Annotated in this window: 15 protein-coding genes and 3 tRNA genes; 15 read left to right on the top strand and 3 right to left on the bottom strand. The window is 62.9% G+C overall.

Going from position 1 to position 15,299, the window contains the following annotated elements:
- The first annotated feature begins 11 nt into the window (after nucleotides 1–11).
- From J2X76_RS00510 to J2X76_RS00480, 7 genes are read left to right on the top strand one after another with little or no spacing between them, the layout of a single operon-like run.
- Complete coding sequence (locus J2X76_RS00510; protein WP_310211923.1) at nucleotides 12–1,547, top strand: hypothetical protein; 1,536 nt, start codon at nucleotides 12–14, stop codon at nucleotides 1,545–1,547.
- Nucleotides 1,544–3,160: a hypothetical protein gene (locus J2X76_RS00505; protein ID WP_310211920.1), complete on the top strand. Its 1,617-nt coding sequence runs from the start codon at nucleotides 1,544–1,546 to the stop codon at nucleotides 3,158–3,160. The genes J2X76_RS00510 and J2X76_RS00505 overlap by 4 nt, the downstream gene beginning before the upstream one ends.
- Nucleotides 3,157–4,200, top strand: coding sequence for a glycosyltransferase (locus J2X76_RS00500; protein ID WP_310211917.1), 1,044 nt, complete (start codon nucleotides 3,157–3,159; stop codon nucleotides 4,198–4,200). The genes J2X76_RS00505 and J2X76_RS00500 overlap by 4 nt, the downstream gene beginning before the upstream one ends.
- A complete protein-coding gene (locus tag J2X76_RS00495; protein ID WP_310211914.1) occupies nucleotides 4,197–5,309 on the top strand; it encodes a glycosyltransferase family 4 protein in 1,113 nt (370 codons plus the stop codon). Before J2X76_RS00500 ends, J2X76_RS00495 begins: the two co-directional genes overlap by 4 nt.
- Complete coding sequence (locus J2X76_RS00490; RefSeq protein ID WP_310211911.1) at nucleotides 5,306–6,481, top strand: glycosyltransferase; 1,176 nt, start codon at nucleotides 5,306–5,308, stop codon at nucleotides 6,479–6,481. The genes J2X76_RS00495 and J2X76_RS00490 overlap by 4 nt, the downstream gene beginning before the upstream one ends.
- The gene (locus J2X76_RS00485) at nucleotides 6,468–7,061 is read left to right on the top strand and encodes a putative colanic acid biosynthesis acetyltransferase (protein ID WP_310211909.1); all 594 of its coding nucleotides are present in this window, start codon (nucleotides 6,468–6,470) and stop codon (nucleotides 7,059–7,061) included. Before J2X76_RS00490 ends, J2X76_RS00485 begins: the two co-directional genes overlap by 14 nt.
- A 15-nt stretch (nucleotides 7,062–7,076) precedes the next feature.
- Nucleotides 7,077–7,988, top strand: coding sequence for a glycosyltransferase family 2 protein (locus J2X76_RS00480; protein ID WP_310211907.1), 912 nt, complete (start codon nucleotides 7,077–7,079; stop codon nucleotides 7,986–7,988).
- 31 nt (nucleotides 7,989–8,019) lie between these two features.
- Here the strand turns inward: J2X76_RS00480 and J2X76_RS00475 are convergent, their stop codons facing one another.
- From J2X76_RS00475 to J2X76_RS00465, 3 genes are all read right to left on the bottom strand, one after another.
- Nucleotides 8,020–9,741, bottom strand: coding sequence for a hypothetical protein (locus tag J2X76_RS00475; protein WP_310211905.1), 1,722 nt, complete (start codon nucleotides 9,739–9,741; stop codon nucleotides 8,020–8,022).
- A 3-nt stretch (nucleotides 9,742–9,744) separates the two neighbouring features.
- Entirely contained in the window at nucleotides 9,745–9,912 is a 168-nt protein-coding gene (locus J2X76_RS00470) for a hypothetical protein (RefSeq protein ID WP_162732393.1), read from the bottom strand.
- Nucleotides 9,913–10,355: 443 nt separating this feature from the next.
- Nucleotides 10,356–10,431: transfer RNA gene (locus tag J2X76_RS00465), tRNA-Val, on the bottom strand.
- A gap of 276 nt (nucleotides 10,432–10,707) precedes the next feature.
- Here J2X76_RS00465 and J2X76_RS00460 point away from each other — a divergent pair.
- The 8 genes from J2X76_RS00460 to nuoE all read left to right on the top strand — a co-directional run bounded on the left by J2X76_RS00460 (nucleotide 10,708) and on the right by nuoE (nucleotide 15,252).
- A tRNA-Asp gene (locus J2X76_RS00460) sits at nucleotides 10,708–10,784 on the top strand.
- Nucleotides 10,785–10,856: 72 nt separating this feature from the next.
- A tRNA-Asp gene (locus J2X76_RS00455) sits at nucleotides 10,857–10,933 on the top strand.
- A 264-nt stretch (nucleotides 10,934–11,197) separates the two neighbouring features.
- A complete protein-coding gene (locus tag J2X76_RS00450; protein WP_007754643.1) occupies nucleotides 11,198–11,563 on the top strand; it encodes an NADH-quinone oxidoreductase subunit A in 366 nt (121 codons plus the stop codon).
- Nucleotides 11,554–12,135 carry an NADH-quinone oxidoreductase subunit B family protein gene (locus J2X76_RS00445; protein WP_113131585.1) on the top strand — a complete coding sequence of 194 codons (582 nt, stop codon included), beginning with the start codon at nucleotides 11,554–11,556 and terminating at the stop codon, nucleotides 12,133–12,135. Before J2X76_RS00450 ends, J2X76_RS00445 begins: the two co-directional genes overlap by 10 nt.
- A gap of 32 nt (nucleotides 12,136–12,167) precedes the next feature.
- Entirely contained in the window at nucleotides 12,168–12,770 is a 603-nt protein-coding gene (locus J2X76_RS00440; protein WP_113285861.1) for an NADH-quinone oxidoreductase subunit C, read from the top strand.
- A gap of 79 nt (nucleotides 12,771–12,849) precedes the next feature.
- Complete coding sequence (locus tag J2X76_RS00435; protein ID WP_113131583.1) at nucleotides 12,850–14,040, top strand: NADH-quinone oxidoreductase subunit D; 1,191 nt, start codon at nucleotides 12,850–12,852, stop codon at nucleotides 14,038–14,040.
- Nucleotides 14,037–14,297 (top strand): hypothetical protein, encoded by a 261-nt coding sequence (locus tag J2X76_RS00430; RefSeq protein ID WP_405029993.1) that lies wholly within the window; start codon nucleotides 14,037–14,039, stop codon nucleotides 14,295–14,297. The genes J2X76_RS00435 and J2X76_RS00430 overlap by 4 nt, the downstream gene beginning before the upstream one ends.
- Before the next feature lie 16 nt (nucleotides 14,298–14,313).
- A complete protein-coding gene (gene nuoE / locus J2X76_RS00425; RefSeq protein WP_310211891.1) occupies nucleotides 14,314–15,252 on the top strand; it encodes an NADH-quinone oxidoreductase subunit NuoE in 939 nt (312 codons plus the stop codon).
- Nucleotides 15,253–15,299 lie beyond the last annotated feature (47 nt).

Raw genomic sequence — 15,299 nt, 5'->3', positions numbered from 1 at the left:
TCGCGTTTTCGATGAGTGTGTCAGTACGGCTTATCTCGGGTTCGATCGCCAACGGGGCGTTGCTTGGCGGCAATATCCTGGTCCAGACGATCAGCGTGCCGATCATGCTGGGCAGTTGGTCGGCGCAGCAGTTCGGGCTCTGGGTGCTGCTGCAGGCGCTCTATTCCCTGTCCATCGCCTTCGACCTTGGCCATCAGACCTATCTCGGTTACGAGTTCCAGCGCCTCGGCACTAGTGAGACCGTCAGGCTCGACTTCTTCTCCTCCGTGCCCGCCGCCATTTTCCTCGCAGCGTCATTGCTCTGCTTCTGGACGGCCGTCGCGACCTTCGGATGGGCCGACGCGCTGTTCGGCGGTTTCGTCTCCGCCGAACTGATCGGCGAACTCACGAGCGCGATGATCGTTTACGCCCTTGCCTGGCTGCTCACCGGCTCGATAGGCGGCATCCTTGGTCGCGCACTCATCCCCTTCGGCTACTACGCGAGAATGGCGTGGTGGCGGTTTGCGCTGCTGGCCGGCGTGAACCTTGCGGCCCTGATGGCTGTCGTCGCCGGCGGCAATGTCCTCGACGCCGTCATCACTTCGTCGGTCGCCAATGTCGTCATCAATATCGGCGTGCATCTCGATTGTTATCGTCTCTGGCGGCGCGAGAAGATCGGCTTCGCCATGCCGAACCTGCGCAGAAGCCGTTCCAATCTCACCAGCAGCCTGCTCGTATCGCTCCGCGAACTGATCGCCGTCGCAAGCCAGCAGGGCATCCGGCTGCTGATCGCGCCGGTTGCCGGCGTTGGCCTTCTCGGCGCGTTCACGGCGACCCGGACATTGTCGAATATCGCCATGCAGGGCATCAACGCATTGGCCGGCCCCATCGAGCCGGAGCTTATGCGTTATTTGAGGGAAGGGAGGCACGAGGCTGCGGAAACCACCGTCATCCTCAGCTGGCTCTTCGTACTGGCCGTTGTCGGCCCCGGCTGCATCCTGCTCCAATGGGTGGCGCCCGGCTTTTTCCTGTGGTGGACGCGCGGCAGCTTCCGCCTCGATCCCATCCTGTTCAGTTCGCTCTGCGCCTGCATTATCGTTTACGGTCTTGCCCAGCCGGTTGCTTCGATCGTCCGCGGCAACAATGTCCTGCTGCCGCCGATCGTCGCGAACGGCGTGTCCCTGCTGCTCACGGCAACCGGTTGTTATCTGACATTGCCTTCATGGGGGCTGGCGGGAGCCGGTTTCTCGTTGCTGGCGGCCGAGATTGCAGGTTTCGTGATCTATGCCGCAGCGGCTCGCTCCGTGTCCCGGATGCTGCGGTCGAACCTGCCGGTCCGTGCTTTCGCCGCATCCGTTTGCGGCGGCATCTCGATCATCTCCGGCCTGTTCGCCACCGTCGCCTGGCCTCAATCGACCGTCTGGTCATCCATTCCGGCCGTCATCGGCGCCTTTGCGGCGGCCTGGGCGACCTACAGGGCTTTGCCGGCTGACGCGCGAACCATGCTCCTGTATCGCATTCCAAACCTCGCCCGGCGGCCGGCCGATCTCATGGAGGATCGGCCATGATGGGGAGCGGAGGTCTGGCGGGCGACAATGCGGTATTCGGCACGCGCTCCGTGCCGCGGCAACGCAGCGGCAATTCCCGTTACGTCGCCAGGGCGCGCTGGGGTCTGGTGGCGGCGGTATTGCTCGGCGCGATAGTTCAGGTGGGGATATCGCCGGACATAACCAACGTGTTCTGCGCCGTGTCAGCCGGACTGGCAGGCGCTTGCGTGGTCGCCTACTGCACCAGGCCAAGACGGATCGAGCGCTATCCGATCTCGACGGTGGTGGTGCTCGGCTTTCAGATCCATTCGACCCTGGCCGCCCTTGTCGTTCAGGCTCTGGCGTGGAAACCGGTCATCTTCAACCTCGAAGCGCCGGTCGCGACCTTTTCTGTGCTCGCCCTGCTGCAGTTATGGGCGGTGGCGCTGCACTGGTTCTACACACGGTCGAGGGTGATGCGGACGATCGCCCTCACGATCAGCCGAAGGATATTTGCGCCGCTCGGCGTCTATCGCTCTCCGACAAACCGGCAATTATGGTGGATGGGGCTGCTGGGCTCGTTTGCGTCCTGGTACACGAATGCCGACCGCTGGGGACAGGACAATTTCGGCGACATTGCCTTCAAGCTGCTCGCCGGCCTGTCGCAATTCTCCGTCGCGCCCTTCCTCATTCCTGTTGCCGCCTGGCTCATCGATCCGCCGGACTTCAGGCGTCGGGTCAATTGGCTGGCGCTGGCTGCCTATTGCACCTTGACGCTTTATATCGCGCTGGCGCGCAACAGCCGGGGCGCCTTTGCGGTCAACATCCTGACCGTGCTGATCTGCCTTGTGATCGCGGTTGCGATCGGACGTTTCGTCCTGACGAGGCGGCGTGTGATCTGGATGTCGGTCGCCGTCCTCTTCAGCCCCATCCCGGCGGGCATCCTCTCGGATCTCGCGACCGCCATGGTGATTGCCCGCGACGAGCGCTCCGACATCTCGTCGCAAGACCTCGTCCTCTCGACCATGCGCGCTTATTTCGACGGCGAAGCGCTGCGGTCCAGGCGAGAGATTGACCGGATCCTGGCCGAGGGAAGCTATAACGAGATTTATGTCGACAACCCGCTTCTGGCGCGCTTCGTCGCCACCAAATATATCGACCACAACATCGCCCTCGGGCTTTCGCTGTCGCCGACCGGGGAGGGTCTGGCGCGCGAAAACGCCCTCAACCAGCTGTTGCTGCTGCTTCCTGCACCGGTTCTGAACGTCGTCGCGCCGGAACTCGACAAGTCGAACAGCGCCTTCTCGTCGGGCGATTATTACAATTTCCTCGTCACCGGGGATGAGCTGGGAAGTTATCGCACCGGCTCCTCGATCGCGGACGGCTTCGTCGTTTTCGGCGCATTCTACGTCGCCGTCTTTGCGATGTTCGCCTTCGCCAGTTTCATCGTCGGCGATGCGCTCCTGACCCGGATGCGGGGAGGGCGGGTGCTGCTTTCGGCCCTGGCCTGCATCTCCATCACCCGCTTCTTCATGAACGGTCTGATGGACGAATCGGTCGCGGTCCAGGCCGGCAATCTCGTCCGGGCGCTGCCGCAAACGGTGCTGCTTTACGTGCCGATATTCTGGCTGACGAGGGGCGTGAAGCTGCGATGAGGCTCCTCTATATCGGTGCAGATTCGGGAACCAGCCTGCAGCGCGCGGCGGCCTTCGGGCGTGTCGGCACCGATGTCCTGCATCTGTCGCCCTATGCGTGCCTCCCTCCCCATTGGGCGCTGTGGCTGAACCGCGCCGGCGGCCCCGGCATCGACCATCTCGTGGCAAAGGAGCTCGGCCGGCGGATCGGGGAACGGCACTTCGATTTTGCGCTGGTCGATTGCGGCGACGTCGTCGGGCCAGCCGCCCTGAAGGCGATCCGCAAGGCGGCGCCGGTGATCGTCAACTACAATGCGGACAATCCGTTTGTGGACCCGTCCCCGGAACGCCTCCGCTGGAATATCCTTCGCCGCGCCCTGCCGCACTATGATCTGGCCATTGGCGTTTGCCGCGACGGCATCGAAGCGATGATGGTCAGCAGAGGCGCGAGGCGGATCGACACGATCTGGCAATGCGCGGACGAAATCATGCATCGCCCTCCGTCGCTGACGCAGGAGGAGAAAAGCCGCTGGTCGTCCGACGTCGTTTTCGTCGGCACCTGGATGCCGGGGCGCGGCGCCTTCATGGCGCGGCTGATCGAAAAGGGCGTGCCGCTCGCGATCCACGGGGCCCGATGGAAAAGAGCGCCGGAATATCGGCTGCTCCACCCGTTTGTTCGCTCCGATCACCTTGAAGGCACCGATTACACCCGGGCGATTGCCGGCGCGAAAATCGCCCTGGTGCTGCTGAATGGTGCAAACGCGGACCTTCACACCACGCGCTCGACGGAGATCCCCGCGATCGGCACCGCCATGTGCGCCCCGCGCACCCCGCATCATCACCAGCTCTACAGGCAGGATGAGGAGGCCGTTTTCTTCGAAGGGCCGGATGACTGCGCGGAAATCTGCAGGCAGCTTCTGGCCGATGACGGGAGGCGTGGGCGGATCGCCGATGCCGGGCATCGCCGCACATTCGCGAACGGGACCTATAACCAGGTCCTGGCGCGCCGGATCATTGAACAGGTCCTCGTCCTCAAGCGGGCCGGAGGCAACGCAGGATGAAGCCGGCGACAGGACATGGCACCGGCGTTCTTTTCCTCGCCCTGGACACCTATGGCCGGATCGGCGGAATCCAGCGCTTCAACCAGCGCCTTGTCGCAGCCCTCGCAGCGATCTCAGACGAAAACGGCTGGAGCGGCCCGATCGTCCATGTCATGCGCGATCGCCCGGCCGATATTCCAAACATCGCCCCGGCTGCGATCACCGCCTTCGGCCCTCGGCGCCTCGGTTTCGTCCTCCGATCGATCGCCGCCGCCCGCCGCTGCCGGATTCTGTTCCTCGGGCATATCAACCTCCTGCCGGTCGCGCTCGTCTGCAAGTTGCTGGCGCCTCGAATCAGGCTCGTGCTGTTTGTCCACGGCGACGAGGTCTGGAACGACCCCGCCTATCGCCGGATGCGGTTTTACGAGCCGGCCATGGCAAGAGCCCTCAGCCGGATCGCCGCCGTCAGCGCCTTCACGGCAAAGCGGATGCAACACGCCTTCGGGCTGCCCGGAGAGCGGTTCAGGATATTTCCGAACGCCGTCGACGACATCGACCGGAGGCTCGATCCCAAAAAGGGGAGCCGCAATATCCTGACCGTCGCCCGGCTGGACCTGCATGACCGCGGCAAGAATATCGACGCCCTGATCGAGGCGATGGTCCTGCTCAAGCGCCGGAATGTGGAATGCACTCTCCAGGTCGTCGGCGAAGGGCCGCTCAAGGGGGAGCTCGCATCGCTGGCACGCGAACGCGCCGTTGAAGACAGGGTCGAATTCCTTGGCCGCATATCGGATGCGGAACTGGCCGAAGCCTATGCCAGGGCATGCCTGTTCGCCATGCCGTCGTCCAAGGAAGGATTTGGCATCGTCTTCCTCGAAGCCTGGCGGCACGGGCTGCCGGTGATCTGCGGCACCGGGGACGCGGCCGCGGAGATCGTCACCGACGGAATCGACGGTTTTGCCGTCGGCCCGCGCGATATCGAAGCGCTTGCCGCGAAAATGACGCTGCTGCTCGACGACCCAGACCGAGCCTTCGCGATGGGGGAGGCGGGGGCCGAAAAGGTGCGGACCCGCTATCTCCTGCGGCATTTCAGGGAAAATCTCGAAGAACTGATCGGGGGCCTGGCATGAAAATCCTCCACATCATCGCCAGTGCCGATCCCCGAACCGGCGGACCGATCGAAGCGCTGAGGCTCGGCGGACTGGAAATGGCGCGTCTTGGGCATGCGATCGAAGTCGTTACTCTGGACAATCCTTCCGCGCGTTACCTGAGAGATTTTCCCTTGCCCGTTCATGCCTGCGGGCACTGGATCCGCAGATACGGATACACGCCGGTTTTGGCGCGCTGGATCGCCGCCAACGCGCATCGTTTCGATGCGGCGGTCATACACGGCCTCTGGAACCACGCCTCGGTCGGCGGCTGGTCGGCTCTCCAGCGGTCAGGCCTGCCCTACGTCGTTTTTGCGCATGGCATGATGGACCCCTGGTTCCGCGAAACCTACCCGCTCAAACACCTCGCCAAGCAGGCGTTCTGGTTTGCGCGGCAGGGCAGGGTCCTGCGGGACGCCGCCGCCGTTCTTTTCACCTGCGAGGAAGAGCGCCGCCGGGCGCGGGGCGTTTTCCGGGATGACGGTTACGTGGAACGCGTCGTCGCCTTCGGCACGTCCGCTCCGCCGGCGCAAACGGAGGATCAGCTCGCCGCGTTCCACCGGCTTCTGCCGGTATTGAAGGACAGGCGCTTCCTCCTGTTCCTCGGCCGCATCCATGCGAAGAAGGGTTGCGATCTCCTCGTCGAGGCGTTTGCGAAAGTCGCCGCATCCGCTTCCGGCCTCCACCTGGCAATCGCCGGACCGGACCAAGCCGGGCTGACGTCGAGACTGATCGCCCGGGCCGCCAAGGCGGGTGTCGCCGATCGCATCCATTGGCCCGGCATGCTGGTCGGGGAGGCCAAATGGGGTGCCTTCCGCGCCGCGGAAGCCTTTGTCCTGCCCTCGCACCAGGAAAATTTCGGCATTGCCGTCGCCGAAGCCATGGCCTGCGGAACGCCGGTTCTCATGACCGACAAGGTCAATATCTGGCGCGAAGTGAAGGCGAGCGGAGCCGGCCTCGTCGCGCCGGACAGTTTGGAAGGCATCGAAAACCTTCTCCAGTCATGGCTCGCGCTTTCGGACGACGGCAAAAACGCCATGCGTGCAAACGCCCGCTCCGGCTTCGAGAGGCATTTCCGCATCGAGGCAGCCGCACGCGATCTCGTCACCCTTCTGCACTCCATCTCCGGGCGAGGACTTCATGAGGCCGCTTGACGCAAAGACAACCAATCCGCGTCTGGGCGACCCAAGTTTTCCTCTGCGGCATCGCCTGTTCCGGCTCGCCTGGACCTGCGTCTGGGTTCTTCTCGGCCGTTGGACGCCGGTGCCGCTGTTTGCGTGGCGCCGGTTCCTGCTGCGCTGTTTCGGCGCCCGGATCGACCCAACGGCGCGGATCTATCCCGGCGTCGAGGTCTGGTATCCGCCGAACCTAGCCATGGCCGCGCATGCCTGCCTCGGAAGAGATGTGACCTGCTACAACATGGACCGCATCGAACTCGGCGCCCGGGCGACTGTCTCCCAGGGCGCGCATCTGTGCACCGGCACGCATGACGTGGACGATGCCGATTTCCAGCTCGTCACCAGGCCGATCACCGTCGGCACGAACGCCTGGATCGCGGCGGAGGCCTTCGTCGGCCCGGGCGTCATCGGCGGGGAGGGCGCCGTGCTCGGCGCGCGCGCCGTCACGTTTCGCCATCTCGACCCCTGGACGATCTATGCCGGCAATCCGGCGAGGAAATTGCGGCGGCGCTTCGAGCAAGACAGGCCCGCCCTTCCGGTGCGGCCAGGTTTGTAGGCTGGACGTTGCCGAATGGTCAGCCTCGCCGTCCTCATCCTCACCTTCAACGAAGAGCGCCATATCGCCCGGGCGCTTGAAAGTGTCGCGCCGTTCGCCTCCGAAGTCTTCGTCATCGACTGTTTCTCCACTGACAGGACCGTTGAGATTGCCCGGTCGCTTGGGGCCGTCGTCCTGAGCCATGCGTGGGTCAGTCACGCGCGGCAATTCCAGTGGGGGCTGGACAATGCTCCGATCACCGCCGATTGGATCATGCGACTCGACGCCGACGAAGTGGTCGAACCGGATCTGGCTGATGAGATCCTGGGCAAGCTGCCCGGTCTCGCCGCAGATATTACAGGCGTCGACTTAAGGAGAGGCCACATCTTTCTTGGACGCTGGATCCGCCATGGCGGGCGCTATCCGCTGATCCTTACCCGCATCTGGCGGCGGGGACAGGGGCGAATCGAGGACCGCTGGATGGACGAGCATATCGTGGTAAGGCAGGGTCGGACGGTGCTTTTTGATGCCCCTTTCTTCGATCACAATCTCAACGATCTCAGCTTCTTCACCGCCAAGCACAATGGCTATGCGACCCGCGAAGCCGCGGACGTGCTCGGCCGGCGTTATGGCCTGTTTCGCGAAGGCTTGGATTTATCCAGAGAAGCGTCGCCGCGACATGCTTCCGTCAAGCGTTTCATTAAGGACCATATGTATAACCGGCTCCCGTTTCCCGTCGCCGCGCTGGGTTACTTCCTGTTTCGCTATATCGGCCAGCTCGGCTTCCTCGATGGCCGCGAAGGGATGGTTTACCATGTCCTGCAGGGCTGCTGGTACCGTTTCCTCGTCGGCGCGAAGGTCTTGGAATTCGACCGGTCGATCCGTTTGCTCCCGACGGTTGAGGAGAAGCGTGCGGCGCTGGCACGGCTGACCGGACTGCCACTCTGAAGCGACAGCCCGGTTGAGTTGACATGATGCTTTACGCAACGCCGACGCTTGGAAATGCGGCCCAGAAGAGTGTCGAACCGGCTCCTTCGGCAGCCACAACCAGCAGGCTTTCGCCAGCATTCAGCGTGTAGGCGGTCTTGCCCGAAATCTTGTTGAGGAGCTGCGTGCCGTTGGTATTCACGGTCAGGTCCGCCGATCCGGCATTGACGATGTGAAAAGGCAGCCCCACCAGCGAGGACGCATCCGATGCGTGGGTAATCCCGGGCAGAGTGCAGACGAGCGGCGACGAGGCCTCGAAGGTAACGAGCCCGGCATCCAGCGGATGAAGCGTGGTGTTCGCGGTCTTGAGCGTTGATTTCATGCCCATCCCAAAACGGGGATAGATGAAGCTGTTGCCGCCCCTGACCTCCAGATCGCCTTGATTTTCCCAGGCGTCGCCGCGGATGTTGAACGCCGCCAATCCGTTGCGCGTGTGGTCCGTCCACAAGCCCGCCAGCATTGCTTGACGGGCGGTTCCGCGAGCACCGTGGAATTGGCTGGTTGCCGAGGCTGCGTCGAAATCGGTGATCGTCGTGTTGCCGCTGTAGAACCGGCTGAAGCCCGCGCTACGCCCGACGATGTCGGCATTCCGGTCGCCCGGCACTTCGGAAATGTTGAAGTCGCAGCCCTGCGCGTTTTCGACATAGATACCCGCGCCGGAGCCGCCTTCCGCATCCACGCCGAGAAATCGTGAATTGGAGACGAAGGCGCCTTCGTTGCGGGACGCCAGCTCGAAACAGGGCATGCCCCAGGATGAAAGCGTCAGCGTGCCGTCGCCGGAGGCGGTCAGGGCCGGAGAGGTGAACGCGTTTCCGATCTTGATCGTGTTGCCGCTCACCGACTGGACGACATAGACCCGCCCGGCCGTGACCCCGTGATTGCTGGCCGTGAAGGCGACCGGCATGCGCGGTCCGAACCTGCTCCCGTCCGCAACGGCGATGTTCGCCGAGCCGTTCGTGAATGTCGCATTGACCCGAAGCTCGGCGCGGTTGAAGGCGTTGTTCTGGATGCGGTCGGCATAGATTTCGTTGAGATGTGCGCCGTTGCCGCCCGCTTCGAACACGATGCCCCGGCAAAGCCGGTTGTCCCGGCCATCGGCGGGGATGATGTTGAAGAGCGAATCGAAGCGGCTGTTTCCGGGCATCAGCGTCGAGGCCGGCAGCAGGGCGCCGTAATACTGGCCGTTGCCGCAGAGATGCGTCCAGATCCGCGAGACATCGGTATGCATGAAGTTGGCGAGGAACATTCCCCAGTCGCCGCAGTCGCGGATGAAGAGATCGTGGATGGTGGAAAACTGCAGCCCGATATTGTTGGTCGCCCCGATGCTGATCGCCCGGGTGAACCCGGTAAAGCCGATATTCTCGCAGTGCCACCCGGTGATGCAATCGTCGGTAATGTCAGCGTGCGGCGAACCGAGATCGGCATCGTTGGCGGCAAAAGCCGCAAACGATCCGTTGCCGGTAAGGACGGTGCCGCCGACGAAATTCCATCCGCTGTCCGGCACGGTGTCGTTGAGATAGTCGAGCACGGGCTGCACCCCCTGGTAACCGATGCCGGACGCGACCGGCAACGGTTCCGTCAGCGCAATCACCGCATCCGGCAGCAGAATGGTGCCGCCGCCGCCCGCCGCGACCGCCGCCGCATGCGCTGCCCGGATCGCCGCCTCGGTGGCATCGGAGGGAATGTAGAGTTTCGGAATCTGGCGCGATGGCATCGTTTAGTCCTCCAGGCCGGCGGGTTGACTGATCGTGAGCTGATTGTTTTGCGCGTCCGCAAGCGCATTGCCTTCGGCATCCATGAGGATGAGCCCGTCCTCTTCGGGCGGCTCACCGCCGCCGATGGGAAAAGCGCCCGGGCCCGTCAGGGAAAGTCCGAGATCCAGCATCACACCCTCCCGCGGCGAATGCCGACAGTCCGGTCTTTGCCGATTCGAGCCCGTCCGGCGCCGGGCGCTCTGATTCCGCGTCTGAGGTTCTGTTTTCCCATTCCTGTCTCCTCGGCTCCGAGCCGCCAGGCGATTATCCGCAGGCGGGCGTTTCAGAACCCGATTTTAGGAACAGGTTGAGGAGCGGGGACGAAATGGCGGAAAAGATTCGACGAATGATCGGTGCCGCGCGGCAGCACTGGCGACGAAACGCCTGATATGCCTCACGGATCCGACGTCATCAGGCGGCCGGAACGGAGCGAACCCTCGCGCTCCCGGCAGATGTTCGTCCCCGCGATGACCAGGAGAATCGCGCGAGATCGCGCATGTACGGCCGAAACCGAAGCGCGTTGTGCTGCGATTTGGCAGGGAAACGAAAATCGAGCGGGGAGGAGATTTGGGAATGGTGGGCGATGAGAGACTCGAACTCCCGACATCCTCGGTGTAAACGAGGCGCTCTACCAACTGAGCTAATCGCCCGCTCGCGGTCGCCAGGCAACAAGGCCTGCCGCGTCGGTGGCCGTGATCTATGCGGATCGCGGAAAAACCGCAAGAGCTTTCATGATGTTTTTTTGAAATTTTTGGGGAAGCCTCGGCTGGAGAGGCTCGCGCATGGGGCAGGGGCGTGCAAAGCGACGGAGCGTCATCCTTTTGTCTTGAAACGCGCTTGACACCCGAACTCGAACCTCTTAGTTAGCCGCTCAACCGAGCGATCGAGGTCGCACGGCCCCGGGGTTTCGGCCTCGAGAGAAATGCGCGGGTGTAGCTCAGTCGGTTAGAGTGCCGGCCTGTCACGCCGGAGGTCGCGGGTTCGAGCCCCGTCACTCGCGCCATTCTCCTCCTCGAACTCTCCGCCGGTTGCGCCCTCGGGTGCGGAAGGTGGTCGCCGCCAAGCGGCATTATGCGCGGGTGTAGCTCAGTCGGTTAGAGTGCCGGCCTGTCACGCCGGAGGTCGCGGGTTCGAGCCCCGTCACTCGCGCCATTCACCACCTGGAAAAGCGGACTTCACGAAGCGATCCGGCCGTCACCGGTCCCCCATGGTCCCGGTCCATGGTTGTCGCTATGATACAGCCACTGGTAATCGTTTGAATTGCTCCATTTTGGCACAGGATGCGACATTCAAAAAGCTTGCGCCGGGGCTTCGCCTGCGCTAACCACGGCTTGTTGCAATGCACGTTCGCTTTGCCTGTGCATTGATATTCAGGCGTCGTCTCCCGACGCTTCAGGCAAGCTGGGATCGAATACCATGAGTGAACTCCTCACTTCCTACATCCCGATCGCGATTTTCATCGGCATTTCCCTGGTGATCGGCATCGCGCTTCTGGTTGCGCCCTTCGCCGTCGCCTACAAGGCGCCCGATTCGGAAAAGCTGTCGGCCTACGAATGCGGCTTCAACGCCTTCGACGACGCCCGAATGAAGTTCGACATTCGATTCTATCTGGTCTCGATCCTCTTCATCATCTTCGACCTCGAAGTGGCCTTCCTCTTTCCCTGGGCCGTGTCCTTCGGTGCGGTGGGCTGGTTCGGCTTCTGGTCGATGATGGTGTTTTTGGCCGTTCTGACGATCGGCTTCATCTATGAATGGAAGAAAGGAGCGCTCGAATGGGAGTAGTCGACAACGGCAGCACCCTCGTCGCGCCGCAGGCCAAGGGCATTATCGATCCGAATACCGGCAAGCCGGTCGGCAGCGACGACGCGTTCTTCGGCGAGATCAACAACGAGCTCGCCGACAAGGGTTTTCTCGTCACCTCCACCGACGAGCTGATCACCTGGGCCCGCACGGGCTCGCTGATGTGGATGACCTTCGGCCTTGCCTGCTGCGCGGTCGAGATGATGCAGCTTTCGATGCCGCGCTACGACGTCGAGCGTTTCGGTTTTGCGCCGCGCGCTAGCCCGCGCCAGTCGGATGTGATGATCGTTGCCGGCACGCTGACGAACAAGATGGCGCCGGCGCTTCGCAAGGTCTATGACCAGATGCCGGAGCCGCGTTACGTCATCTCCATGGGCTCCTGCGCCAACGGCGGCGGTTATTACCACTATTCCTATTCGGTCGTGCGCGGCTGTGACCGCGTCGTGCCGATCGATATCTATGTTCCGGGCTGTCCCCCCACGGCGGAGGCGCTGCTTTACGGCGTGCTTCTGCTGCAGAAGAAGATCCGGCGGACCGGCACGATCGAGCGCTGAGGGCCAAAGGCCAAGGGTAATAGGACAAGATCATGAGTGAAGCCCTTAACGAGCTTTCGACCTACATCCGCGAGGCGCGCCCGTCGCTGGTGGCGGATGCGCAGGTCGCCTATGGCGAATTGACGCTGACGGCGACGGCGGAAACCGTGCTGCCGCTGCTCACCTTCCTGCGCGACGATGTGCAGTGCGGGTTCATCAGCTTCATCGATATCTGCGGCGTCGACTATCCGGCCCGCGAGAAGCGTTTCGACGTCGTCTACCACCTTCTGTCTCCCCGCCAGAACCAGCGCATCCGCGTCAAGGTCGCAACGGCCGAAGACGAGCCGGTTCCGTCGGCCTGCTCCGTCTATCCGGGCGCCGACTGGTTCGAGCGCGAAGCCTGGGACATGTACGGCATCCTGTTTACCGGCCATCCGGATTTGCGCCGCATCCTGACGGACTATGGTTTCGAAGGCCACCCGCTGCGCAAGGATTTCCCGACCACCGGCTTCGTCGAGGTCCGTTACGATGACAGCGCCAAGCGCGTCGTCTACGAACCCGTCGAACTGCGCCAGGAATTCCGCAGTTTCGATTTCCTCTCTCCGTGGGAAGGGACAGATTACGTCCTGCCCGGAGATGAAAAGGCGAAAGCTTAAGGATCGGCGCAGCCGCGCCGTCCGTCCGCACTTCTTTCCCGCCCGGTGCGACCTGTCCGCCCGGCATGGAGTAAGCAGAATGACCGAACATAACGTCCGCAATTTCAATATCAATTTCGGACCGCAGCATCCGGCGGCGCACGGCGTTCTGCGTCTTGTGCTGGAGCTTGATGGCGAAATCGTGGAGCGCGTCGATCCGCATATCGGTCTGCTTCACCGCGGCACCGAGAAGCTGATCGAGGCCAAGACCTATCTGCAGGCCGTTCCCTATTTTGACCGCCTCGACTACGTCGCCCCGATGAACCAGGAGCATGCGTTCGCGCTTGCGGTGGAAAAGCTTCTGGACATCCAGATCCCGATCCGCGGCCAGCTGATCCGCGTGCTCTATTCGGAAATCGGCCGCATCCTGTCGCATCTTCTGAACGTCACGACGCAGGCGATGGACGTCGGCGCGCTGACGCCGCCGCTCTGGGGTTTCGAAGAGCGCGAAAAGCTGATGGTGTTCTACGAGCGGGCCTCCGGCTCGCGCATGCATGCCGCCTATTTCCGCCCGGGTGGGGTCCATCAGGATCTGCCGGTGGAACTGGTCGAGGATATCGGCAAGTGGTGCGACGAATTCCCGGCAAAGCTCGACGATATCGACGACCTCTTGACCGGCAACCGCATCTTCAAGCAGCGCAACGTCGATATCGGCGTCGTCAAGCTCGAGGACGCCTGGGCCTGGGGTTTCTCGGGCGTCATGGTGCGCGGTTCGGGCGCTGCCTGGGACCTGCGCCGCTCGCAGCCCTACGAGTGCTATTCCGAACTCGACTTCGACATTCCGATCGGCAAGAACGGCGATTGTTACGACCGTTACCTGATCCGCATGATCGAGATGCGGGAATCCTGCAAGATCATGAAGCAGTGCGTCAACCGCCTGCTCGGCGATGCAAAGACCGGCCCCTTCTCGTCCACGGACGGCAAGGTCGTGCCGCCGAAGCGCGGCGAAATGAAGCGGTCGATGGAAGCCCTGATCCACCACTTCAAGCTCTATACCGAGGGCTATCACGTGCCGGCGGGCGAGGTTTATGCCGCCGTCGAGGCGCCCAAGGGCGAATTCGGCGTCTTCCTCGTCGCCGATGGCACCAACAAGCCCTATCGCTGCAAAATCCGGGCTCCGGGTTATGCCCATCTCCAGGCCATGGATTTCATCTGTCGGGGACACCAGCTGGCCGACGTTTCGGCTGTGCTTGGCTCGCTCGACATTGTCTTTGGCGAGGTGGACCGCTGATGCTCCGCTCTGTCGTTTTCGCTGGCCTTCTGGCTGCTGCTCCGGCTGCGTTCGCGCAGCAGGCGCAGACGGACGGCGCGATTTCGACGCAAGGCGGCGGATCCAGGTCGATGCGCGATCTCCTGTCCGAGGGATATGAGATCAAAACCTCCGTTCCCAACGGAACAAAGTTCATAGTGTTCATGCAGAAAGACAAGTCTGCCTATGCCTGCGAATTCGTGTCGCTCACGAAATCGCGGTGTGGATCCATAAACTGATAAGGCGTGGAAAAGAATGTCCGTTCGTCGATTAGCCGAAGACCAGGTGCAGCCGGCAATATTCGCCTTCAATGACGAAAACGCCGTCTGGGCCGAGGCAACGATCAGGAAATATCCGGCGGGCCGGCAGCAATCGGCTGTCATCCCGCTTCTGATGCGTGCGCAGGAACAGGACGGCTGGGTGACCCGCGCGGCGATCGAGTTCGTCGCGAACAAGCTCGACATGCCCTATATCCGCGTCCTCGAAGTGGCGACCTTTTACACGCAGTTCCAGCTGAAGCCGGTCGGTACCCGCGCCCATATCCAGGTCTGCGGCACCACCCCCTGCATGCTGCGCGGCGCCGAGGACCTGATGAAGGTCTGTCAGCACAAGATCCATCACGATCCCTTCGCGCTCAATGCGGCGGGCACGCTTTCGTGGGAAGAGGTCGAATGCCAGGGCGCCTGCGTCAACGCGCCGATGGTTATCATCTTCAAGGACGCCTATGAGGATCTGACGCCCGAGCGCCTCGAAGAGATCATCGACGCCTTCGAAGCCGGCAAGGGCGACGAGATCAAGCCGGGTCCGCAGATCGACCGTATCTTCTCGGCCCCCGAGGGCGGACCGCAGACGCTGAACGACGAGATCAAGCCGGTCCGCACCAATCTCGATCCGCAGCCGAGCGCCGAAGAGACCGCTGCCGCGGCAAGCGTTCCGCCGGCCGACGCCGGTCGCCCGAAGGACACGGCGCCGGAAACGGATCCGAAGCTGAAGACCCCCGCGACCGCCCCGGCGGCGGCCGCCGAAAATGCCAAGGCCGCCGAAACCCAGCCGCTCTCGGGGACAGCCAAGAGCAAATCGGCTCCGAAGGCCGGCAGCGCCGTGGAAGGCGCGCCCCCGGAAGAGGGCGCCGTTTCCGGTGACCTGAAGCCGAAGCGCACGCGGCGCAAGACCACGACCGAGGGTGAGTCGTGAGACCAGAGAATGTGTGTGCGGCCTTTCAAAAAGGCTGCATTATATCG

The sequence above is a fragment of the Neorhizobium sp. 2083 genome (assembly GCF_031455615.1).
GTDB lineage: Bacteria > Pseudomonadota > Alphaproteobacteria > Rhizobiales > Rhizobiaceae > Neorhizobium.
Note: the sequence above shows the minus strand (reverse complement) of the source record. Positions and strands in the feature narration are given on the sequence as shown.